General features: G+C 65.1%; 21 protein-coding genes. 9 read left to right on the top strand and 12 right to left on the bottom strand.

Features of this window, described 5'->3' with window-relative positions; translation table 11 throughout:
* The first annotated feature begins 4 nt into the window (after window positions 1-4).
* Together QW887_RS19310 and QW887_RS19305 are read left to right on the top strand one after the other, a co-directional pair.
* The gene (locus QW887_RS19310) at window positions 5-1,324 is read left to right on the top strand and encodes a TRAP transporter permease (protein WP_315713755.1); all 1,320 of its coding nucleotides are present in this window, start codon (window positions 5-7) and stop codon (window positions 1,322-1,324) included.
* Window positions 1,324-1,803, top strand: a complete 480-nt coding sequence (locus QW887_RS19305; protein ID WP_315713756.1) for a DUF3237 domain-containing protein — start codon at window positions 1,324-1,326, stop codon at window positions 1,801-1,803. The genes QW887_RS19310 and QW887_RS19305 overlap by 1 nt, the downstream gene beginning before the upstream one ends.
* 213 nt (window positions 1,804-2,016) lie before the next feature.
* On the opposite strand, the gene QW887_RS19300 is transcribed toward QW887_RS19305, so the two are convergent.
* Window positions 2,017-2,355 (bottom strand): hypothetical protein, encoded by a 339-nt coding sequence (locus QW887_RS19300; RefSeq protein ID WP_316194829.1) that lies wholly within the window; start codon window positions 2,353-2,355, stop codon window positions 2,017-2,019.
* Between the two features lie 780 nt (window positions 2,356-3,135).
* Here QW887_RS19300 and QW887_RS19295 point away from each other — a divergent pair.
* From QW887_RS19295 to QW887_RS19270, 6 genes are all read left to right on the top strand, one after another.
* Window positions 3,136-3,939: a crotonase/enoyl-CoA hydratase family protein gene (locus QW887_RS19295; RefSeq protein WP_315714363.1), complete on the top strand. Its 804-nt coding sequence runs from the start codon at window positions 3,136-3,138 to the stop codon at window positions 3,937-3,939.
* Window position 3,940: 1 nt separating this feature from the next.
* Window positions 3,941-5,842 (top strand): feruloyl-CoA synthase, encoded by a 1,902-nt coding sequence (locus tag QW887_RS19290; protein ID WP_316194828.1) that lies wholly within the window; start codon window positions 3,941-3,943, stop codon window positions 5,840-5,842.
* A 26-nt stretch (window positions 5,843-5,868) separates the two neighbouring features.
* Window positions 5,869-6,633 carry an SDR family NAD(P)-dependent oxidoreductase gene (locus tag QW887_RS19285; protein ID WP_315713759.1) on the top strand — a complete coding sequence of 255 codons (765 nt, stop codon included), beginning with the start codon at window positions 5,869-5,871 and terminating at the stop codon, window positions 6,631-6,633.
* 258 nt (window positions 6,634-6,891) lie between these two features.
* Window positions 6,892-7,311: a thioesterase family protein gene (locus tag QW887_RS19280; protein ID WP_315713760.1), complete on the top strand. Its 420-nt coding sequence runs from the start codon at window positions 6,892-6,894 to the stop codon at window positions 7,309-7,311.
* Between the two features lie 215 nt (window positions 7,312-7,526).
* Window positions 7,527-8,672, top strand: a complete 1,146-nt coding sequence (locus QW887_RS19275) for an ABC transporter substrate-binding protein (protein ID WP_315713761.1) — start codon at window positions 7,527-7,529, stop codon at window positions 8,670-8,672.
* A gap of 95 nt (window positions 8,673-8,767) precedes the next feature.
* Window positions 8,768-9,574 (top strand): shikimate dehydrogenase, encoded by an 807-nt coding sequence (locus QW887_RS19270; RefSeq protein WP_315713762.1) that lies wholly within the window; start codon window positions 8,768-8,770, stop codon window positions 9,572-9,574.
* 29 nt (window positions 9,575-9,603) lie between these two features.
* Here QW887_RS19270 and QW887_RS19265 read toward each other — a convergent pair whose 3' ends face one another.
* From QW887_RS19265 to QW887_RS19255, 3 genes are read right to left on the bottom strand one after another with little or no spacing between them, the layout of a single operon-like run.
* Window positions 9,604-10,329, bottom strand: a complete 726-nt coding sequence (locus QW887_RS19265; RefSeq protein WP_315713763.1) for an ABC transporter ATP-binding protein — start codon at window positions 10,327-10,329, stop codon at window positions 9,604-9,606.
* Window positions 10,326-12,095: a branched-chain amino acid ABC transporter ATP-binding protein/permease gene (locus QW887_RS19260; protein WP_315713764.1), complete on the bottom strand. Its 1,770-nt coding sequence runs from the start codon at window positions 12,093-12,095 to the stop codon at window positions 10,326-10,328. The genes QW887_RS19265 and QW887_RS19260 overlap by 4 nt, the downstream gene beginning before the upstream one ends.
* A gap of 3 nt (window positions 12,096-12,098) precedes the next feature.
* Window positions 12,099-13,139: a branched-chain amino acid ABC transporter permease gene (locus QW887_RS19255; RefSeq protein WP_315713765.1), complete on the bottom strand. Its 1,041-nt coding sequence runs from the start codon at window positions 13,137-13,139 to the stop codon at window positions 12,099-12,101.
* A 197-nt stretch (window positions 13,140-13,336) separates the two neighbouring features.
* Here QW887_RS19255 and QW887_RS19250 point away from each other — a divergent pair, with 197 nt between their 5' ends.
* Window positions 13,337-13,843 carry a MarR family winged helix-turn-helix transcriptional regulator gene (locus tag QW887_RS19250; protein WP_315713766.1) on the top strand — a complete coding sequence of 169 codons (507 nt, stop codon included), beginning with the start codon at window positions 13,337-13,339 and terminating at the stop codon, window positions 13,841-13,843.
* Between the two features lie 18 nt (window positions 13,844-13,861).
* Here QW887_RS19250 and QW887_RS19245 read toward each other — a convergent pair whose 3' ends face one another.
* The 8 genes from QW887_RS19245 to QW887_RS19210 all read right to left on the bottom strand — a co-directional run bounded on the left by QW887_RS19245 (window position 13,862) and on the right by QW887_RS19210 (window position 22,865).
* Entirely contained in the window at window positions 13,862-15,142 is a 1,281-nt protein-coding gene (locus tag QW887_RS19245; protein WP_316169547.1) for a glycerate kinase, read from the bottom strand.
* A 28-nt stretch (window positions 15,143-15,170) separates the two neighbouring features.
* On the bottom strand, window positions 15,171-16,394 hold the full coding sequence (locus QW887_RS19240; protein WP_316186651.1) for an ABC transporter substrate-binding protein: 1,224 nt from the start codon (window positions 16,392-16,394) through the stop codon (window positions 15,171-15,173).
* Between the two features lie 249 nt (window positions 16,395-16,643).
* A complete protein-coding gene (locus QW887_RS19235; protein WP_316169545.1) occupies window positions 16,644-17,867 on the bottom strand; it encodes an ABC transporter substrate-binding protein in 1,224 nt (407 codons plus the stop codon).
* Window positions 17,868-18,212: 345 nt separating this feature from the next.
* Window positions 18,213-19,436: an ABC transporter substrate-binding protein gene (locus QW887_RS19230; RefSeq protein ID WP_315713771.1), complete on the bottom strand. Its 1,224-nt coding sequence runs from the start codon at window positions 19,434-19,436 to the stop codon at window positions 18,213-18,215.
* Between the two features lie 10 nt (window positions 19,437-19,446).
* Window positions 19,447-20,463 (bottom strand): branched-chain amino acid ABC transporter permease, encoded by a 1,017-nt coding sequence (locus QW887_RS19225; RefSeq protein WP_315713772.1) that lies wholly within the window; start codon window positions 20,461-20,463, stop codon window positions 19,447-19,449.
* A gap of 2 nt (window positions 20,464-20,465) precedes the next feature.
* Complete coding sequence (locus QW887_RS19220; protein ID WP_315713773.1) at window positions 20,466-21,344, bottom strand: branched-chain amino acid ABC transporter permease; 879 nt, start codon at window positions 21,342-21,344, stop codon at window positions 20,466-20,468.
* A 13-nt stretch (window positions 21,345-21,357) separates the two neighbouring features.
* Window positions 21,358-22,071, bottom strand: a complete 714-nt coding sequence (locus tag QW887_RS19215) for an ABC transporter ATP-binding protein (RefSeq protein WP_315713774.1) — start codon at window positions 22,069-22,071, stop codon at window positions 21,358-21,360.
* The gene (locus tag QW887_RS19210) at window positions 22,068-22,865 is read right to left on the bottom strand and encodes an ABC transporter ATP-binding protein (protein ID WP_315713775.1); all 798 of its coding nucleotides are present in this window, start codon (window positions 22,863-22,865) and stop codon (window positions 22,068-22,070) included. Before QW887_RS19210 ends, QW887_RS19215 begins: the two co-directional genes overlap by 4 nt.
* Window positions 22,866-22,927 lie beyond the last annotated feature (62 nt).

The raw sequence follows: 22,927 nt of genomic DNA, 5'->3' as shown, positions 1-22,927 counted from the left end.
CCGCATGAGCACGGATGCGGTTGCCGTCATCGGCTTCGTTGCGCTGTTTGCGCTGATGCTGCTGCGCGTGCCGGTGGGCATGGCGATGGGACTCGTCGGCGTGTCCGGCTTCGCCTATCTCGTCAACGGTACGGCGGCGCTGAAGCTGGTCGGCCAGACCTCGATGCGCACGGTCACGGACTACACGTTCGGCGTGATCCCGATGTTCCTGCTGATGGGAACGTTCGTGTCCAACTCGGGCATGAGCCGCGAGCTGTTCCGCGCCGCCAACGGCTTCGTCGGCCATCTGCGCGGCGGGCTCGGCATCGCCACGGTGGCGGCCTGCGGCGGCTTCGCCGCGATCTGCGGCTCGTCGGTGGCGACCGCCGCGACCTTCTCGGCCGTGGCCTATCCGGAGATGCGCCGCTTCGGCTATCCGCAATCCTTCGCCACCGGCGTCATCGCCGCCGGCGGCACCTTGGGCGCGATGCTGCCGCCGTCGACCGTGCTCGCCGTCTACGGCATCATCACCGAGCAGGACATCGGCAAGCTGTTCATCGCCGGCATCATCCCCGGCCTCTTGGCGATGACCATGTACATGATCACCATCACGGTGATCGGCCGTGTCAGGCCGGATTTCCTGCCCAGGGGCGAGGCGCCGCCGTGGCGCGAGCGCATCGCCGGCCTGAAGGGCATCTGGGCGCCGGTGCTGCTGTTCCTGTTCGTGATCGGCGGCCTCTACGGTCTGCCCTTCCTGCCGCGCTTCACGCCGACGGAAGCCGGCGGCGTCGGCGCCACCGGCGCGTTCCTGATCGGCGTGTTCACCGGCCGGCTGAACAAGGAGAAGATCCTGGCTTCGCTGCTGCAGGCGACGCGTACCGCCGCGGCCGTGTTCACTGTGCTGATCGGCGCCTTGATCTTCGGCTACTTCCTGACGGTGACGCAGACGCCACAGAAGGTGACGGAGTTCCTCACCGGTCTCGGCCTCGGGCCCTACGGGGTGCTGGCGCTGATCATGGTGATGTATCTCGTCCTCGGCTGCCTGATGGACGCGATGGCGATGATCATCCTGACCGTGCCGATCATCTTCCCGGTGATCTCGCATCTCGGCTTCGATCCGATCTGGTTCGGCGTCATCATCGTGATGACCGTCGAGCTTGGCCTGATCCATCCCCCCGTCGGCATGAACGTGTTCGTGATCAAGAGCGTGGTGAAGGACGTGTCGTTCTCGACCATCTTCAAGGGCGTGCTGCCGTTCGTCGCGACCGACCTGATCCGGCTGGTGATCCTGATCGCCTTCCCGCTCCTCGCCACCTGGCTGCCGCAACAGATGATGGCCCGCTGATGACGACTCCGATCCTCGAGACCCGCTACGTCTTCACCCTCACCGTGATGATCGGCGACGTCACCAGTGCCGGCGAGACCGGCATCGGCGTGCGCCGGATCATCCCGATCCATGGCGGCGAGGTGAAGGGCCCCGGTCGCGCCGGTGAGGGCATCAGCGGCAGGATCTGCAACTTCGGCGCCGACTTCCAGGTCATCCGTCCCAACGAGCTGATCGACCTCGAAGCGAAATACGGCTTCGAGACCGACGACGGCGCGACGATTTACGTCGAGAACCGCGGCATCCGCTTCGGGCCGGTCGACCTGCTGCAGAAGCTCAAGCGCGGCGAGCCGGTGGACCCCAGGCTGATCTACTTCCGCACCCACCCGCGCTTCGAGACCGGCCACGAGAAGTATCGCTGGCTGATGGAGCACGTCTTCATAGGCTCCGCCGCCCGCCACGCCGATCGCGTCCTCATCGACGTGCATGTGGTGCTGTAGGCTACGCTCTCCTTGCGAAGGGCGATCGCATAAAGCGGTCGGGAGTTTAGGGCTTGCCTGTCTCCACGTCGTCATGGCCGGGCTTGTCCCGGCCATCCACGTGGTTCTGCATGCTCCGAACGACGTGGATGCCCGGGACAAGCCCGGGCATGACGGAGCAACTGGTTGAAACGGCTGTTCGTCGCGACGGCTTCGTATTCGGTAGACCTACGACTAATCCTCGTCGTCCCAGCCCGAAGCCCGGCCGTAGCCGTCGTGGTCGCAATTGCGATAGTGGCGAGCCGGCACATAGCGGTAGCGCTCGTAGCCGTAGCCGTAGCCGCCATACGCCGCGTCGCGATAGTGGGACCGGTAGACCGGCGCAGGCTCATACGCCTGCGCGTCCGACGCTGCCGCCAGCGCGCCCCCGATGAGAGCTCCGGCCACCAGGCCGCCGAACAGCGCCGCGTTGCGCCCGTCGTGAGCCTGAGCCGGCGCCGCGCCGGCGAGCAGGGTGGCGGTGACGGCGAGCGCGGCGATGCCGCCTGCGAGAGATGTCTTCAGCGAAACCATGGTCCCCTCCATTGGGAAGTGTGGTGACGATGACGTTCTATAGGGCGCGCTTTGAAGCCACCCTGAATGCAATGTTGTCGGCCGTTCATCTCGGAAGTCGCCCCGGGGCTCCGGCCTAAACGGCAGCCTCCCAGCATATTCTGATAAAAATAAATATCTTGCGTGTTATCGGAAAACGTGGTTTCCTCTCGCCATCCCGTCCCAAGCCGAGGGGCGTAGCGCGCGATCGTCACGACACGCGGGGCGGGGAGCGGTGGCCGCGATCATGTCGCAGCGTGTCTTCGGGCGCGCGGACGAACGATGTGACGCGGACGTGAAGTCGCAGCGTCCTGACACCCCGTTGCCGGTGTTACGTTCGCGATGGCGCCAACGCGCCGCGCGGATCATGGTGGCCAACAAGCCGGTGCACCAGGGAGACTGCGTATAGGCGTGAAGACTATCGCGCAGGGAAGGCCGGGCGTTCCCGGCTACACCTGTGGTACCTGCCGCCTGCATTTTTCTCGCAGGCGGGCCGCAGGCGTCAGCCGGCGCCTGGCCTTCCCTGCGCCCTCCGCACCGGAGGGTGAAGAATATCAGCAAGCCCCGGGCGTGATTTCGCCGCGGGAATGCCGGATCATGTCATTTGCCTTTGCGCGCAGGCGGGCCTTACGATGCTGCGCGACCGAGCCCCTCGGCGGCTTGTTCTTTTGCATTGCACAACATGATGTCGGGCGCCGCTTGTTGACTCCCGCGAAGATCGTTATAAAACATAACTATTCTGAACAGGACACAATAGAGCCCATGGGAAACGCCGACACCGCCACGCCTGCGGGGGATTCGTCTCTGCTGCAGATCGAACAGCAGGGCGCCGTCCTGACGATCGGGCTCAACCGCCCGGCCAAGCGCAACGCGCTGAATGACGGCATCATCCTCGCCATCGGCGAGTGCTTCACCAGCCTGCCTGACGACGTCCGCTGCATCGTGATCCACGGGATTGGCGACAATTTCTCCTCCGGCCTCGATCTCTCCGAGCTGCGCGAACGTGACGCCACCGAAGGCCTGGTGCACTCGCAGATGTGGCATCGCGTGTTCGACCGCATCCAGTATTGCCGCGTGCCGGTGATCGCCGCATTGAAGGGGGCCGTCATCGGCGGCGGTCTCGAGCTCGCCTGCGCCGCGCATATCCGTGTTGCCGAGCCGTCGGCTTACTTCGCGCTGCCCGAGGGCCAGCGCGGCATCTTCGTCGGTGGCGGCGGCTCGGTGCGGCTGCCGCGCCTGATCGGCGTCGCCCGCATGATGGACATGATGCTGACCGGCCGGGTCTATTCGGCGACCGAAGGCTCGTCCTACGGCTTCGCGCAATATCTGGTCGAGGCCGGCGCCTCGATGACCAAGGCGATGGAGCTGGCGGCGAAGATCGCGAACAACGCGCCGCTGACGAATTTCGCGGTGCTGCAGGCGCTGCCGATGATCGCCGAGGCCAATCCGCAGACCGGCCTGCTGATGGAATCGCTGATGGCCACCGTCGCGCAGAGCGACAAGGAGGCCAAGAATCGCATCCGCGCCTTCCTCGATCACAAGACCGCCAAAGTGAAGCCGACGTGACATGACCGCACAAACAATAACAAGCACACAGGGAGGAACGGACGACACGGCGCGCAGCGCCAGTGTTCATCCGTTGCGCGCGATCTCGTTCAATGACCCGGCCGTCACGGTCGACCGCCGAGACGACGGCACCATCTATCTCCGTCCGAAGCAGCCGCTCGGCGACTATCCGCCGCGGATCACCGACCGGCTGCATCACTTCGCCAAAGCCACGCCTGAGCGCGTGTTCATGGCCGAGCGCGTTGGCCCGGAGGGCTGGCGCGAGCTGACCTATGCCACGCTGCTGGCGGCGAGCCGGCACATCGCGTCGGGGCTGCTCGCGCGCGGGCTGTCGCCGAACCGGCCGGTCATGATCCTGTCGGGCAATTCGATCGACCATGCGCTGGTCGCGTTCGGCGCGCTCTATGCCGGCGTGCCGTTCTGTCCGGTGTCGCCGGCCTATTCGCTGGTGGCGCGCGACTACGGCAAGCTCGCCTACCTGATGAAGCTGCTGACGCCGGGCCTCGTCTTCGTCGACGACGCCGACAAGTTCGCCGACGCGCTCATCGCCAACGTACCCGAAGGCACCGAGATCGTGGCGTCGTTCGGCTCGGTGCCGGGCCGCAAGATCACGATGCTCGCCGATCTGATCGCATCGCCGCTGTTTCCTGGCCTCGACGCCGCCCATGACAAGATCGGTCCGGACACGATCGCGAAATTCCTGCTGACCTCGGGCTCGACCGGCAATCCGAAGGCCGTGATCAACACCCAGCGGATGATCTGCGCCAACCAGGTGATGATCCGCGAGACGCTCGCCTTCCTCAAGGACGAGCCGCCCGTGATCATCGACTGGCTGCCCTGGAATCACACATTCGGCGGCAACCACAACATCGGCCTGACCCTGTTCAACGGCGGCTCGATGTATCTCGACCAGGGCAAGCCGGTGCCAGGCGGCATCGAGGAGACCGTGCGAAACCTGCGCGAGATCTCGCCGACGGTCTATTTCAACGTCCCCAAGGGCTACGAGTCGCTGCTGCCCTATTTCCGCGAGGACCCGGCGCTGCGGAAGTCCTTCTTCCAGCGGCTGCACGCGATGTTCTTCTCCGGCGCCGCACTGGCGCCGCATGTCTGGAACGAGCTCGACGAGCTCTCGGTGGCCGAGACGGGCACTCGTGTGCCGATGCTGACGGGCCTCGGCTCCACCGAGACCGCACCGTTCTTCATGTCGGTCAATCCGCGCACCAGCCGCTCCGGCCATGTCGGCCTGCCCGTCTCCGGCAACGAGGCCAAGCTCGTTCCCAACAACGGCAAGATGGAAGTGCGCGCCAAGGGGCCGAACGTGACGCCGGGCTATTGGCGCCTGCCGGAGGTCTCGGCCGCGGCCTTTGATGACGAAGGCTACTACAAGATGGGCGACGCGCTGAAGCCCGTCGATCCCGACGACTTCAATGCCGGCTTCGATTTTGACGGCCGTGTTGCCGAGGACTTCAAGCTGGCGAGCGGCACCTGGGTTTCCGTCGGCCCGTTGCGGGCCCGCTTCGTGGCTGCGTGCGCGCCGCTGGCGCGCGATGTGATCATCGCCGGCATCAACCGCGACGAGATCGCAGCAATCGTCGTGCTCGATCTCGATGGTTGCCGCCTGATCAACGCGACCTTGCCGTTCGACGACCTCGCCGCCACGGCGGCCGATCCGCTGATCATCGAGGCCTTCCGTCAGCGCTTCGCAAAATTCCTGCAGACCGCGACCGGCTCGTCGACGCGCATCACGCGCGCCGTCCTGCTCGGCGTGCCGCTGTCGATCGACAAGGGCGAGGTCACCGACAAGGGATCGATCAACCAGCGCGCCGTGCTGGAGAACCGCAAGGACCTGATCGAACGCATCTACGCCGCGACGCCGGACGACGACATCATCATCGCCGGCTGATCGACGCATCCAAGGGAGAAACGACAATGTTGTTGAAGGACCAGGCCGCCATCGTCACCGGCGGCGCTTCCGGCCTCGGGGCCGCCACCGCCCGCAAGCTCGCTGCGCAGGGCGCCAAGGTCGCGGTGTTCGATCTCAACGCCAAGCTGGCGGACGAGGTCGCGGCCGAGATCAAGGGCGTGCCGGTGGTCTGCGACGTCTCGGACGCCGCCGGCGCGGAAGCGGCTGTTGCCAAGGCCGTCGAGGCGCTCGGCCAGCAGCCGCGCGTGCTGGTGAACTGCGCCGGCATCGGGGTCGCCAAGCGCGTCGTCGGCCGCGACGGTCCGATGCCGCTGGCCGATTTCGAGAAGGTCATCAAGGTCAACCTGATCGGCTCGTTCAACATGCTGCGTCTGGTCACCAACGGCATGACCAAGCTGGAGCCGCAGGCGACCGGTGAGCGCGGCGTCGTCATCAATACCGCGTCGGTCGCCGCCTATGACGGCCAAATCGGACAGTCGGCCTATTCCGCCTCCAAGGGCGGCATCGTCGGCATGACCCTGCCGATCGCGCGCGAGCTCGCGCAGTTCGGCATCCGCGTGCTGACCATTGCGCCCGGCCTGTTCCTGACGCCGCTGCTCGCCAACCTGCCGCAGGAGGCCCAGGACTCGCTCGCCGCCGCGATCCCGTTCCCTCGCCGCCTCGGTCACGCCGATGAGTTCGCCGCGCTGGCGCTGCACATGGTCGAGAACGCCTACCTCAACGGCGAAGTCGTTCGCCTCGACGGCTCGCTGCGCATGGCGCCGAAGTAAGTGCCGCGCGCCGACGTCCACGTGGTTGTCATTCCGGGACGACGCGCCAGCGTCGGGCCCGGAATCCATTCGGCGTCTAGCACTGCTGAGAGATGGATTCCGGGCTCGCGCTCCGCGCGCCCCGGAATGACGACGTAGAGAAACGGAGGGTGGGCAAAGCGTAGCGTGCCCACCGCCGCTGAAAATGGTGGGCAAGGCGCTGCGCGCCGTTGCCCACTCTACAGATCGCTATCGGCGATGGTGTGAGGCTTTCAAGACATGTTCGTTCACCGCCGCGACGTGCAGATCCAGTGGGGCGACTGCGATCCCGCCAACATCGTCTACTACCCGCGCTATTTCGCGATGTTCGACGATGCGACCTCGGTCATGTTCGAGGCGGCCGGGTTCTCCAAGCAGGACATCGTCCGTCGCTACGGCCTGGTCGGCATCCCCATGGTCGACACCCGCGCCAAGTTCTACATCCCCTCGACCTATGGCGACTGGATCACGATCGAGAGCCGGATCGAGAGCATCAAGCGCTCGTCCTTCGACGTCACCCACAAGGTGTTCAAGGGTGAGGCGCTGGCCATCGAAGGGTTCGAGACCCGGGTGCTGGTCGGGCGCGATCCGGCCGACCCGGAGAAGCTGAAATCGGCACCTTTCCCGGAGGAGATGCGAGCCAAGTTTCTCGGGGAATGAGGCGCGGAAATGGGTGCGACATGCGGCCGTCTTAAGGATGTTCAGCTGTCGTGCTTTGGTCGACTGGTGAGGAGTGATCTTCTCGTGTTCAATGCTATGATCACGTTTGGACACATATCGGCCGGTCGTGTTGGAAGATGCCCCAGACAGGGGGCGGGACTGCAAACAGGATCGGCGGATCACGAGCTGAACCGAAAAGATTGAGGGAGGATTTTATGAGGAAGGCCTATCTGGCGGCGGCTGGCGTCATCGCGATGCTGGCATCAGCGCCGGCGCTGGCGCAGACCAGCGAGATCACCATCGGCATCACCACGACGACGACGGGGCCGGGCGCGGCGCTCGGCATTCCCGAGCGCAATGCGCTCGAGTTCGTGCCGAAGGAGATCGGCGGCGTGCCGCTCAAGGTGATCGTGCTCGACGACGGCGGCGATCCGACCACGGCCACGACCAACGCCCGTCGCTTCGTGACGGAATCGAAGGCCGATATCATCATGGGCTCGGCGCTGACGCCGCCGACCATCGCGGTGTCCAACGTCGCCAACGAGGCCGGCATTCCGCATTTCGGCCTGGCGCCGTTCCCGGTCACGCCGGAGCGGATGAAATGGTCGGTTGTGATGCCGCAGCCGGTGCCGATCATGGGCAAGGTGCTGTACGAGCACATGAAGGCGCACAACATCAAGACCGTCGGCTATATCGGCTACTCCGACTCCTACGGCGACCTCTGGTTCAACGATCTGAAGAATCAGGCTGTGCCGATGGGCATCACCATCGCCGACGAGGAACGCTTTGCGCGTCCCGACACCTCGGTCACCGGCCAGGTGCTGAAGCTGGTCGCCGCCAATCCGGACGCCATCCTGGTCGGCGCCTCCGGCACCGCCGCGGCGTTGCCGCAGACCGAGCTGCGCGAGCGTGGCTACACCGGCCTGATCTATCAGACCCATGGCGCCGCGAGCATGGACTTCATCCGTATCGCCGGCAAGGCGGCGGAGGGGGTGATCATGGCGTCCGGTCCGGTGATGTCGCCGGAGACGCAGGACGACAGCGCGCTGACCAAGAAGCCGGGCATGGAGCTGAACAAGGCGTATGAGGGCAAGTATGGCCCGAACAGCCGCAGCCAGTTCGCCGGCCATTCGTTCGACGCGTTCGAGATCCTCAAGCGCATCATCCCGGTGGCGCTGAAGACTGCCAAGCCCGGCACGCCGGAGTTCCGCGAGGCCATCCGCCAGGCGCTGCTGACCGAGAAGGATCTGGCGGCCTCGCAGGGCGTCTACAACTTCACCGAAAAGGACCGCTCCGGCCTCGACGACCGCGCCCGCATCATCCTGACGGTGAAGGATGGCAAATACGTCCCGGCGAAGTAACTGGACGGACGATATCTTCGAGTGAGGAAGGCCGGCTCGGTGAGCCGGCCTTTCGGCCATTTGGACGATGATCTTTGTCGTTTTGGGAGCCTACCATGATTCCCGCCCCCACCGGAGCCACGCGGCTCCACATCATCATCGGCGATCCCGTCGCGCAGGTGCGCGCGCCGGCCGGCGTCAGCCAGGCGTTCTCGGAGCGCGGCAGCTATGCGATCCTGGTTGCGGTCCAAGTCGCGCCGCGCGACCTGACTGACTTCCTGGCGACGATGACACGGGTGAAGAATCTCGACGGCATCGTCGCGACCATCCCGCACAAATTCGCCTGCTACCGCGCCTGTGCGACGGCCACGGAGCGCGCGCATTTCATCGGCGCCGTGAATCTGATGCGGCGTGGTCCTGACGGCCGTTGGCATGGCGACATGGTCGACGGCCTTGGCTTCATCGGCGCTGCGAAGGGGGCGAGCTTCGATGCTGCAGGCTGCCGCGCGCTACAGATTGGCGCGGGCGGTGCGGGCTCGGCAATCGCTTTGGCGCTGATCGATTCCGGCGTGCGCGAGCTTGCCATTCACGACAGCGATGCCGGACGCCGCGATGTGCTGATCGCGCGCCTCAACGAGCGGGGCAAAGGCCGCGCCGTTGTCGGCTCGATGAACGCAACAGGCTTCGACATGGTTGCCAACGCCACGCCGGCAGGCATGCAGCCCGGCGATCCTCTGCCGGTCGACATGACGACCGTCAGCCCGTCGGCCTATTGCGGCTGTGTCATCACCCGGCCCGAGGTCTCGCCCTTCATCGCCGCTGCGCGCCAGCGCGGCTGCCTGACGGCGACCGGCACCGACATGTACCGGGCGCTGGAGCGCGTGATGGTCGATTTCCTGCTGTCGAAGGAGGCGCCCTCCTGAAGCAGCGCCTCACCCCATCGACATCGGGCTCAGCTCGCGGCCGCCTCGGCAAAGCCGAGATAGCTCGCCGCCACGCGCTCGTCGGTGGCGATCTCGCTGGCCTTGCCGTTAAGCACGAACTCGCCGAGCTCCATGACATAGGCGCGGTCGGCGACCTTGAGCGCGGCCTTGGCGTTCTGCTCGACCAGCAGCACCGAGACGCCTTCCTGGCGCAGCTTGGCGACGATTTCGAAGATGCCGGCGACGATGATCGGCGCCAGGCCAAGGCTGGGCTCGTCCAGCATCAGCATCTTTGGCGCGCCCATCAGCGCGCGCCCCATCGCCAGCATCTGCTGCTCGCCGCCGGAGAGCGTGCCGGCGAGCTGCTTGCGCCGCTCCTTGAGCTTCGGAAACAGCGTGTAGACGTGCTCGAAGCCGCGTGCGGCGTGGGCCTTCGACATTCTGAAAGCGCCGAGCTGCAGATTGTCCTCGACGTTCATGGTGGCGAACAGCTCGCGATGCTCCGGCACCAGACAGAGACCGCGCGCGACGCGGTCCTCGATCTCCAGCCGGGCCATGTCCTCGCCCAGGAAGGAGACGCGACCCTTCAGCGGAAACACGCCCATGATGGCACTGAGCAGCGTGGTCTTGCCGGCGCCATTGGCGCCGATGATGGTGACGATCTCGTTCTCGGCCACGGTGAGCGAGACCGAGCGGACCGCCTCGACCTTGCCGTAGGAGACATGGGCGTCGGTGACTTCCAGCAGCGTGCTCATGCGGTGGCTCCGAGATACGCCTTGATGACCTCCGGATTGGTCTTGATCGCGGCAGGTGTGCCCTCGGCGATCTTGGTGCCGAAATCGAGCACCACGATGCGGTCGGCGAGGTCCATGACAAATCCCATGTCGTGTTCGACCAGCAGCACCGACATGCCGCCGGCGCGGAGGTCGCGCAGCAGCGCGCCGAGGCGTTGCTTCTCCATGTGGCGCAGGCCGGCGGCCGGCTCGTCGAGCAGCAGCAGCATCGGATCCACGCACAGCGCGCGGGCGATCTCGACGATGCGCTGCTGGCCGAGAGACAACGAGCCGGCAAGCTGGTGCATCTGGTCGCCGAGCCCGACGCGCTCGATCTGCCGCGCGGCTTCCGCGAGCAGCTTGGCTTCGTCGCCGCGATCGAGCCGGAACATGCTCGTGAGCGCGTTGGAATGGCCGCGCAGATGCGCGCCGATCGCGACGTTCTCGAGCACCGTCATGTCCGGCACCAGCTTCACGTGCTGGAAGGTACGGGAAATGCCGAGCTTGACGACGTCCTGCGGCGGGGCGTTGCCGACGGCCTTGCCGAGCACCGAGATGTTGCCGGAGGTCGGCGGCAGCACGCCGGTGATCAGGTTGAAGGTCGTGCTCTTGCCGGCGCCGTTCGGGCCGATCAGCGCGACGATCTCGCGGGACTGGACGTCGAACGAGACGTTGTTGACCGCGACCACGCCGCCGAACTGCTTACGCGCGTTGTCGACCTGGAGCAGCACGTTTGGAGTCGTCGCAGATCGCTCCCGCGCCGGCAGTTTGACCGACGTGTCCGGCTGCTTGGCAACCGGCTTGAACGGCAGCCGCGCCGTCAGCCACGGCCACAGGCCGGTCGGGGCGAGCTGGAGAAGCGTGACGAGGAGAATGCCGAACACGATGGTCTCGAGCTGGCCCTCGCCATGCAGCAGCAGCGGGAGGTAGCTTTGCAGCACCTCTTTCAGCACGACGACGATCGCCGCGCCGAGCACGCCGCCCCAGACATAGCCGGCGCCGCCGACCACGGCGACGAACAGATATTCGATGCCGGCCTGGGCGCCGAACGGCGTCGGGTTCACGGCGCGGGTGAAGTGCGCATAGAGCCAGCCCGAGAGGCCGGCGAGCACGGCGGCATAGATGAACACCAGCAGCTTGGCGCGAGGTGCATAGACGCCGAACGCTTCCGCGGCGATGTGGCCGCGGCGCAGCGCGCGAATGGCGCGGCCGGTGCGGGAGTCCAGCAGGTTCATCGTCAACAGTGCGGAGATCAGAACGGCGGCCCAGATCGCGAAATAGATCGTGCCGGGATCGAGCATCTTGAGGCTGCCGATCGACAGCGGCGGGATGCCGGAGATGCCGTCGTTGCGGCCGAGGAAGGCGAGCTTGCTGAACAGATAGAACAGGCCGAGGCCCCAGGCGAGCGTGCCGAGCGGCAGATAGTGGCCGGACAGCCTGACCGTGACGAGGCCGAGCAGAACGGCGGCGAGGCCGGACACCAGCAGCGACAGCGGCAGGGTCAGCCACGGCGATACGCCGTAATTGGCCGACAGCACCGCAGTCGTGTAGGCGCCGAAGCCGACAAAGGCGGCCTGGCCGAACGAGGTCAGACCGCCGACGCCGGTCAGCAGCACCAGCCCCATCGCGACCAGCGCCGACAGGCCGATATTGTCGAGCAGCACGATCCAGAACGGCGGCATGCCCGGGACGAACGGGATCGCCGCGACGATGACGGCAAAGACGATGAGAGGCCAACGCTCGCGCACGGCTCAATCCTTCTCTTCTTCGACCGCGGGCGCGGCGAGCGAACGCAGCAGCAGAACCGGGATCAGCAGCGTGAAGACGATCACCTCCTTGAAGTTGGAGGCATAGAACGAGGAGAACGCCTCGACGATGCCGACGACGAGCGCGGCGACCGCAGTCAGCGGATAGCTGATCAGGCCGCCGATGATCGCGGCGATGAAGCCTTTGAGGCCGATCAGGAAGCCGGTGTCGTAATAGAGCGTCGTGATCGGGACGATCAGGATACCCGAGAGCGCGCCGATGGTGGAGGCCAGCAGGAACGCGATCTGGCCCGACAGCGTGGTGCGGATGCCGACGAGGCGGGCGCCGAGCCGGTTGACGGCGGTGGCGCGCAGCGCCTTGCCGTAGAGCGTCAGGCCGAAGAACAGCCAGAGGCCGACGATGAAGGCGATGGTGATGCCGTAGACCGCTATGCCCTGCCCGGTGAAGCGCAGCGAGCCGAGCGTCGCCGTGGCATTGAGCAGGGTCGGGCCACGCTGACCCTCGGCGCCGAAGAACAGCAGGCCGAGGCCCTGCAGTGCGAGGTGAACGCCGACCGAGGCGATCAGCAGCACCAGCACCGAGGTGTGCGCGAGCGGCTGGAACACGATGCGGTAGAGCGACAGGCCGATGCTGGCCACGATCAGCAGCGACAGCACCAGGCTGACGCCGGCGGGCATGCGCTGGTTCGCCGCCCACATGCTGGCGAGCAGAATGACGACAGGGAGGGCGACGTTGAGGCCGAAGGTGCGCGCGATCTTCGGCGCGTGCAGCGTCTTGCGCATGGCGTAGAGGTCGAAGGCGAAGGCCGCGAGCCCGATCACGACGGCGAGCTTCGCGGTGCCCGGCATTTGGCCGGCAGCGAGCGAGGCATAGGTGAGGGCGCCGTAGGTGACGAATTCGCCCTGCGGGATCAGGATCACCCGGGTGACGGCAAACACCAGCACGAGCGCCAGCCCGAGCAGCGCGTAGATCGCGCCATTGGTAATGCCGTCCTGCAACAGGAACAGCAAGATCGTTGTGTTCAAGACAGGACGCTCCCCCTCTGTGGTGACCGGGCGCGGCCGGCGCCCTGCGCCGTCCGCCGGTCTTGGGCAGTTGAATTGGGCTGCCCGTGTTTGATATAGTGGATAACAATTATCGATTATAATCTCAAGGCCGCTGTTCCGGCTGCGGCATTCGAGACCAGGGATGGAAGCAAATGCGATGAATTTGGCGGACCGTGATGGCCGATAGCGCCAAGCCCGTCAGCAAGAGGGAAAGCCGCAAGGAAGCTGCCGTAGCGGCCGACGAGACGCAAGCGGTCCAGCTCGGCGAGCTGTCGGATCTGCTTGGCTATGTGCTGAAACGGGCGCAGTTGAAGGTGTTCGAGGACTTCCTGCGCTGCGTCGCGCCGCTGCAACTGACGCCGGCCCAGTTCTCGGTGTTGCTGCTGCTCGACGCCAATCCGGGCCGTAACCAGACCGAGATCGCCAACACCCTGGGCATCCTGCGGCCGAACTTCGTGTCCTTGCTGGACAGCCTCGAGAGCCGCGACCTGTGTGCGCGGGTGCGTTCGGCCAACGACCGGCGCTCGCACATCCTGATGCTGACCGAGAAGGGCCGCGCCGTGCTGGCCCGCGCCAAGAAGCTGGTGGTGTCGAAGCACGAGGCGCGGCTCAACGAGCTGCTGGGCCCGGATGGCCGCGACGCGCTGCTGGCGATGCTCACCAAGATCGCGGAGGAGTTCTGAAGGACGCAGTCGCGCCCTTCAATCGACCAGGATGACCCTGACGTCGTTCACGTTGGTGAGCGTCGGTCCGGTCTGCAGCAGGCCGCCGGTCGCGGCGAAGAACGCGGTGGCGTCGTTGTTGGCGAGATAGGCCTGCGGATCCAGCCCCTGCGCCCGCATCGCGGCGATGACCTCGGCATCGACAAGCGCACCGGCCGGATCGGAGGCGCTGCCGCCGCCGCCATCGGCGCCGTCGGTGTCGCCGGCGAGCGCCGCGACGCCCTCCATGTCCTTGAGGAGGTCGGCGAGCGCCAGGGCATATTCCTGGTTCGGGCCGCCGCGGCCCTGGCCGCGCACCGTCACGGTGAGCTCGCCGCCGGAAATGATCGCCATGCGGCGGCCGAGCGCGCGGGCCTCGCGCGCCAGTTTGGCGTGATCGGCCGCGACCTCGCGGGCCTCACCCTCGAGATCGGCGCCGAGATCGAGCACGTCGTAGCCCGCGGCCTTGACGCTGGCCACGGCCGCCTCCAGCGAGCTGGCGGGGCGCGCGATCAGCTCGAACGAGGCGCGGACGAAGGCGGCATCGCCGGGCTTGCAGCTCTCATTGGCGGCATCATCGAGCGCCCGACCGATCGCCGGGTCGACCTCGAGCTTGTATTTGGCGACGATGCCGCGGGCATCGGCCAGCGTGGTCGGATCGGGCACCGTCGGACCCGATGCGATCGCCGAGGGATCGTCATGCGGCACGTCGGAGATCGCCAGCGTCACGATCTCGGCCTTCTGCCCGGCCCGCGCCAGCCGGCCGCCCTTGATTCGCGACAGATGCTTGCGGACCGTATTCATTTCGCCGATCGGTGCGCCCGAGCGGAGCAGCGCGCGGGTCAGCTGCTGCTTCTGCGCGAAGCTGACACCGTTCACCGGCGCGACCCAATTGGCGGACCCACCACCGGAGAGCAGCACCAGCATCAGGTCGCCGGGCTCGGCGGTTGCCGCCAATTGCAGCGTCTCGTCGGCGGCCTTCAGCCCGGCCTCGTCCGGCATCGGATGTCCGGCCTCGATCACCTTCACCCGCCGGGTCGGCACACCATGGCCGTGGCGGGTGGTTGCGATGCCGGTCAGCTTCGCGGGATCGAACCCGAGCGTGTCCAGGTAATGGCGCTCGGCCGCGAGCGCCATCGCGGCCGCGCCCTTGCCGGCGGCGAGGCAGATGATTCGTCCTTTGGGAGCCGCCGGCAGGAATGCCGGCAGCACGACGTCGGGATGCGCCGCGGCGACGGCGGCATCGAAGATCGAGCGCAACAACGGACGGCGGCTGGTCATGCGGCGCCGCCCATCTGCCGTGCAGAGCCTATTTCAGCTCGCCGCTCATGACCTCGCCGAACAACTGCCAGCGCTCGCCCTTGAACTGCATCAGCTGCAGCTGCTCGATCGGCTGGAAGTCGTCCGGACCGGTGGTCAGCGTGATGCCGGGCAACAGCCCGCCCTGCGCAAACTGCTTCAGGCCTGCCGCCTGCTTCATGACATTGGCGCGGGTCAGTTCGTCGCCGCATCGCTTCAGCACCTCGACCATTGTGGTGGCGATGTTGTAACCGGTCAGCGCCGACGAATCCACGGGGTTGATTTCCGGCAGATATTTGGCGAGCAGCTCCCTGAACGCGCCAAGACCGGGGTCGTTGGCCCATTGCGGATCGGAGGCATCCTTGGCATAGGCGGCCGAGATCACCCCTTGCGAGTTCTCGACGCCGGCCGGCCGCATCACCGCCGCGGTCGAGGCGCTGACGTTCGAGATGATGGTGAGCGGCTTCCAGTTCATCTCGCCGAGCTTCTTGATCGCCTGTGCGCCGGATTTCGGTGTGGTGAACAGCACGACGATGTCCGGATTGGCCGACTTCATCTTGACGATGTGCGACTCCACCGTGGGTTCGGCGATTTCGTAGCTCTCCTCCAGCACCACGCGGGACGTGTCGCCAAGGCCATCCTTGAGACCCTTCAGATAGTCCTTGCCCATGTCGTCGTTCTGGTAGAGCACTGCGATCTTGCCGGTCGGCTGCTGCGCGGTGAGATATTTGGCATAGATGCGGGCTTCCGACTGATAGCTCGGCAGCCATCCCATGGTCCACGGATTGGTCTTGGGCTCGTTCCACTTGGTGGCGCCGGTGGCGACGAACAGCTGCGGCACCTTCTTGGCGTTCATGTATTTCTGGATCGCCGTGTTGGGCGCAGTCCCGAGCACACCGAACAGGAAGAGCACCTCGTCGCTCTCCACCAGTTTGCGCGCCTGCTCGACGGTCTTTGGCGGCGAATAGGCGTCGTCGTAGGAGATGAAATTGATCTTGCGACCGTTGATGCCGCCCTCGTCGTTGACCTTCTTGAACACTGCCGACATCGCCTTGCCGACCGAGCCATAGGCCGAGGCCGGGCCGCTATAGGGCACGATGTTGCCGATCCTGATCTCGGTGTCGCTGGCTCCGGTGTCGTATTTCTTGTCGGCATGGGCGCTGCCGGCAGCGGCGCCAACCAAGGCGAGACCGAGCATGCTGGAGAGCGTGCGGCGGGTGAGGGCAGTGGTCACGTGGGGACTCCTTCTCGGCCTTGGAGCTTGGCCTTGTTGTTGGATCCGCCCGCAAGGCGGGCGACTCGTTTCACTCCGGACGAGTCCCCATAGCGCAGCCGCGCGCTCGGCGTAACCGCCGCCGCTGCATGACCGCCTCTCTTTCAACTCCTAGCTTAAGAAATTCTTGGCAAAGACAGCAAAGATGCTTGGAGAGAGCGCCGCCTGCGGCGCGAGGCCGCAGGCGGCGGTTTCAACTGCGTCTCGTCGTTAGCCGCCGACGTCGGCGGAGATCACGTCGCCGAACAGCTCCCACTTCTCGCCCTTGAAGCGCATCAGTTGCAGCTGGCTGACGGGTGCGAAGTCGGTCGCCGAGGTGTTGATCGTGATGCCAGGCAGCAGCATCTCGGTGCGGAAGTTGCGCAGCGATGCGGCCTGCTTCATGACGTTCTCGCGAGTGAGGTCGTCGCCGCATTGCTTCAGCACCTGCACCAGCGTCTGGGCCACGCTGTAGCCGACGACGGTGCCGCCATCGAGTTTGTCGCCCTCGGGGAAATCCTTTGCCATGAAGTCGAGGAACTGTTTCATCCCGGCGTCATCCTTCCATTGCGGATCGGAGACGTCCTTGAGATAGGCCGCCGAGATGATGTCCTGCGAATTCTCATAGCCAGCCGGCTTCAGGACGCTGCCGACGGAGGCGGAGACGTTGTTGAGGATATGCAGCGTCTTCCAGTCGATCTCCTTGACCTTCTTGATTGCCTGCGCCGCAAATTTCGGCGTGGTGATGTTCACGAATACATCGGCGCCGGTGGACTTGAGTTTGACAATGTGATTGTCGATCGAGGGTTCGGCGGTCTCGTAGCTCTCCTCCATCACGATCATTGAGGCGGCCTTGGCGCCAAGCCCGTCCTTCAGCCCTTTCAGATAATCCTTGCCGTAATCATCGTTCTGATACAGCACCGCGATCTTGGCGTCCGGCTTTTCCTTCAGCAGATATTTTGCGTAGATTCGGGATTCGCTCTGGTAGTTGGGCTGCCAGCCCATGGTCCAGGGGAAATCCTTCGGGTCGTTCCACTTGGTGGCGCCGGTGGCGACGAACAGCTGCGGGACCTTCTTCGAGTTCATGTATTTGTGGATTGCCGAGTTCGGCGGCGTGCCCAGCGAATTGAAGATGAACAGCACCTCATCGCTCTCGACCAGCTTGCGTGCCTGTTCGACCGTCTTTGGCGGCGAATAGGCGTCGTCATAAGAGATGAAGTTGATCTTGCGGCCGTTGATGCCTCCCTCGGCGTTGATCTTCTTGAAGTAGGCCGCTTCCGTCTTTCCGATGATGCCGTAGGCCGAGGCCGGCCCGCTATAGGGCATGATGTTGCCGATCTTGATCTCGGTGTCGGAGGCGCCGGTGTCGTACTTCTTGTTGGCGGCGATCGCGGAACTCGAGGCGAGGACGATGGCGGCAGCCGAGGCAAGGGCGGCCCGTCGCGTGATCATCATGGTGCGTTTCTCCCGTGTTGGTTCTGGATGACGTGCCGTGGCCTCCTTGACGGAAGCTCTCGTGTGTCGGGGGACTATAGCAGAGCCGCCGCGGCGTGGTTGCGACATCACGGCACGGTCCGTGTTTTATCGGTCCGCGTCCGCGCAACATCTGCGCAGTTGCGAGAAGTGCGCACAATTTGGGCGGGTGATTGCTCTGCGAGAACAGCCTGAGATCAGCTAACGGTGTCTGTCCACCGTTCATGGCATCGTCGGTGCGACCTACGAAAAAGCCCTCCGCGCGGATGGCGCGGAGGGCGAGGTTGAGATCGGCACCGCTCTCGGCGGCGATGCTCGATTGCACGATTACTCGATGGCGCCGCTGATCGCCTCGCCGAACAGCTCCCACTTCTCGCCTTTGAACCGCATCATCTGCAATTGCTCGATGGGCGCGAAGTCGGTAGCCGAGGTGTTGATCTTGACGCCCGGCAGCAAGGTGTCGGGCGCGAAGTCCTTCAGGCTGGCGGCCTGCTTCATCACATTGGCGCGGGTGAGGTCGTCGCCGCACATCTGCAGCACCTTCACGAGCGTCTGTGCGGCGCCGTAGCCATAGACGGTCGAGCTGTCGAGCTTGTTGGCGTCGGGATAATACTGCGCGAGGAAGTCGAAGAACTTCTTCATGCCGGGATCATCGTTCCACTGCGGATCCGCAGCGTCCTTGGCATAGGCGGCCGAAAGAATCCCTTGCGAGTTCTCGAAGCCGGCCGGCTTGATCACGCTGCCGACCGAGGCCGAGACGTTGACGACCAGATGCGTCGGATGCCAATCGATCTCGGCAAGTTTCTTGATCGCCTGCGCCGCGAACTTGGGCGTCGTGACGCTGAAGAAGACGTCGGCGCCGGAGGCCTTCAGCTTGACGATGTGGCCGTCGATCGAGGGTTCGGAGGTCTCGTAGCTCTCTTCCATGACGATCATGGACGCGGCCTTGTCGCCGAGGCCATCCTTGAGGCCCTTCAGATAATCCTTGCCGAAATCGTCGTTCTGGAACAGCACGCCGACCTTGGCGCCGGGCTTGTCCTTGAGCAGGTACTTCGCATAGATGCGGCCCTCGCTCTGGTAGCTCGGCTGCCAGCCCATGGTCCAGGGGAAGTTCTTCGGGTCGTTCCACTTGGTTGCGCCGGTGGCGACGAACAGTTGCGGGATCTTCTTGCCGTTGAGATATTTCTGGATCGCCGAGTTTGAGGGCGTGCCGAGCGGGTTGAAGACGAACAGGACCTCGTCGCTTTCGACCAGCTTGCGCACCTGCTCGACCGCCTTGGGCGGCGAATAGGCGTCGTCATAGCTGACGAAGTTGATCTTTCGGCCGTTGATGCCGCCCTCGGCGTTGATCTTCTTGAAATACGCCTCCTCGGTCTTTCCGATCACGCCGTAGGCGGACGCCGGCCCGCTATAGGGCATGATGTTGCCGATCTTGATCTCGGTATCCGACGCGCCGGCGTCGTATTTCTTCTGGGCGAGTGCTGCGCCCGAGGTGAGGGCGATGACCGCCGTCGCGATCGCGGCGATTCGTAGTTGTTGAACGACCTGCAAGAGTTCCTCCTTAGTTCTTTCTGAGTTTGCCGAGCAGCTGCTGCGCCACCATCGCCACCTGCCGCGAGCCGTGCGGCACGAGGAAGATGACGAGGAACAGCAGCACGCCGAACACCGCGCCGGACAGGCCCTTCGAAATGCCTTCGGCGATGTTGGGAACGAAGATGATGAAGGCCGCGCCGACGAACGATCCGGGCAGCCAGCCGACGCCGCCGACGACCATGCCGAGGAACAGCGAGATCGCGAGAACGATCGTGTAGCTGTCGGGTGCCACGAACTGCACGGCGATGGCGCCGAGGCCGCCGGCGACGCCGGTGATGCCGGCGCTGACGCCGAACGCCAGCGTCTTGTAGGTCGCGACGTCGATGCCCATGGCGGACGCTGCGATCTCGTTGTCGCGGATCGCCATGAAAGCCCGCCCCGAACGCGAGCGTAATAGGTTCACCGAGAACACGTAGATCGCGATCGTGATCGCCAGCGTGAAGTAGTACAGCCACATGTCCTGCGACATCGGCAGGCCGAACGGCGCGTCCGGCTTGGTGACGACGAGGCCCTGCACGCCGCCGGTCCATTCCTCGAAGAAGCCGAGCTTGAGGATCTGCGGCATCGCGGTGGCGAGCGCGAAGGTGGCGAGCGCGAGATACACGCCCGAGAGCCGCAGCGCCGGTTGGCCGAACAGGAAGCCGAAGCCGAAGCAGATGACGCCGGCGACCGGCAGGGTCAGCGCGTAGTTGACATTGTACTGCTCCATCAGGATCGCCGACGTATAGGCGCCGACCGCATAGAACGCGCTCTGCCCGAGAGAGAACTGTCCGGAGCCGCCGGTCAGGATGTTCAACGCCAGCACGGCGAGTCCGTAGATCAGGAGCATCGTCATCTGGAAGATGATGAAGTTCTTGACGAACAGCGGAACCACGAGAAGCAGAAGCACGACGACGAAGGTGGTGCCGGAACTCAAGGTCATGGCCCGCTTCGGAACGGCATCGACCGCGGGCGCCTGGGATGCGATGTCCTCGACTGCGCTCATGATCAGACTCGCTTCACGATGTTGCGGCCGAACAGGCCGGCCGGTTTGATGACTAGGACGGAGATGATGAGGGCCAGTGCGATCGGCAGCTTCATCTCATTGCCCACGTGGGGAATGTAGGTGCCGGCGAGATTCTCGAAGATGCCGACCAGGAAGCCGCCGAGCACCGCACCGAAGGGGCTGGTGAGGCCCCCAAGCACGGCCGCGGCGAAACCGTAGATCAGCACGCCGCCCATCATGTTGGGCTCGAGGAACACCACCGGCGCGATCAGCATGCCGGCGATCGAGCCGATCGCGGCCGCCATGCCCCAGCCGAGCGCAATCATCCAGGAGGTGTTGATGCCGACCAGCCGCGCCGATTCCGGCAAGGCTGCGGCCGCGCGCATCGCAAGTCCGACACGGGTGTACTGGAAGAAGAAGTACAGCCCGATCAGGAGCAGCAGGGTGATGCCGATCATGCCGGCCTGATGGGTCGAGATCAGCTGGCTGCCCAGGAACGGCGAGGAGCCGAACGGCGTCGGGTACTGCTTGATGGTGAAGTCCCAGATCAGCCCGGCGCAGGAGTTGATGATCGAGAACAGCGCGATGAAGCCGGCGACCTGGGTCAGGATCGGCGCCTTGGTCAGTGGCTTGAACAGCACCCGCTCGATCACGATGCCGCCGGCGAAGGAGAAGGCCAGCGTCACCACGAAGGCGACCCAGTAGGGCAGGCCCCATTGCATCAGCTGCCAGGAGATGAATGTCGAGAACATCGCCATCTCGCCTTGCGCAAAGTTGAGATGGTCGATGGCCTGGTAGATCATCACGACGGCGAGCGCCATGCAGGCGTAGATCGCGCCCGTCGCAATGCCGGCCAGGACCTGGTTGGTGAAGAGCTCCATTGTCCCGCCTCCGTTAGTAGCCCAAATAGGATTTGCGGACGTTCTCGTCTTTCGCGATGTCCGAGGCCGCGCCCGACATGACGATGCGGCCCGTCTCGATCACATAGGCCCGATCGGCGAGCTCGAGCGCGAGCTGCGCATTCTGCTCGACCACGAGGATCGAGACCTTTTCCTCGCGGTTGATCTTGCCGAGGATGCCGAAAAGGTCGCGGACCACCAGCGGTGCCAAGCCGAACGACGGCTCGTCGAGCAGCATCAGCCTGGGTCGCAGCATCAGCGCGCGGGCCACCGCCAGCATCTGCTGCTCGCCGCCGGATAAGGTGCCGGCCTGCTGGGTGTGGCGTTCCTTCAGCTTGGGGAAGTAGGAGTACATCCGCTCGATGTCGGCGACGATGCCCGCCTTGTCGCTGCGCGTGATGGCGCCGAGCTGCAGGTTTTCTTCCACCGTCATGTTGGTGAAGGTGCCGCGGCCCTGCGGCACGTGCGCGATGCCGAAGCGCACGATGCTCTCGGTCGATTTGTTGTTGAGCGGCTTCCCCTCGAACTCGATCGCACCGGTCGAGCGCACCATGTTGCAGATGGCGCGCAGGGTGGTGGTCTTGCCGGCGCCATTGGCGCCGAGCAGGGTCGTCAGCGAACCCTCGTTGAGGGAGAAGGAGAGGCCGTGCAGGGCCTGGACCTGGCCGTAATAGGCGCGCAGGTCCTTGACGTTGAGCAGCGGCGTCATTGATCCTTGCTCCCGAGATAGGCCTTGATGACGTCGGGATCGGCCTGCACCTGGGCGGGCGTGCCCTCGGCGAGCTTGCGGCCGAAATTCAGCGCCACGACGTGGTCGGCGATCGACATCACCAGTCCCATGTGATGCTCGACCAGCAGCACGGTCACCTTGCGGTCGTCGCGAATGCGCCGGATCAGATCGCCCAGCACATGGACTTCCTCATGATTGAGCCCGCCGGCGGGCTCGTCGAGCAGCAGGATCTTGGGATCGGCGGCGAGCGCGCGCGCCAGCTCGACGCGCTTCTGGGTGCCGAACGGCAGCCCGGACACGGTCTTGTGCGCGACCTCCTCGAGGTCGAGATAGGCGAGAATTTCGTGAACCTTGGTGTTGACGGAATTCTCGCTGCGCCGGACCCAGGCCAGACGCAGCGAATCCGAGATGATGTCGCTGGAGGTGCGCGCATGGGTGCCGACGCGGACGTTGTCGAGCACGGAGAGATTGGGAAACAGCGCGACATTCTGGAAGGTGCGGCCGATGCCGATCTCGGCAATGCGGTGCGGCGGCCGCTTCAGGATGCTGTGGCCTTCCATCAGGATGTCGCCGGAACTCGGCTGGTAGAGCCGGCTGAGGCAGTTGAACAGGGTGGTCTTGCCGGCGCCGTTCGGGCCGATGAGGCCGAGGATCTGACCCTCGCGCATCTCGAACGAGACGCCGTTCAGCGCCACGATGCCGCCGAACACTACGCTGACGTCGCGGACGACGAGCAGCGGATCGTTGGTCTGGGCGAGTTGTGCCTGCGTCATCTCGTCTCGCCCCTCCCCAAATCGTTCAGGTCAGGACGCGGCGCCAGCCGACCGCGATGATG

The organism is Bradyrhizobium sp. SZCCHNRI3052 (genome assembly GCF_032484895.1).
Taxonomy (GTDB): Bacteria; Pseudomonadota; Alphaproteobacteria; order Rhizobiales; family Xanthobacteraceae; genus Bradyrhizobium.
This window is presented reverse-complemented; position numbering and strand designations above follow the sequence as displayed.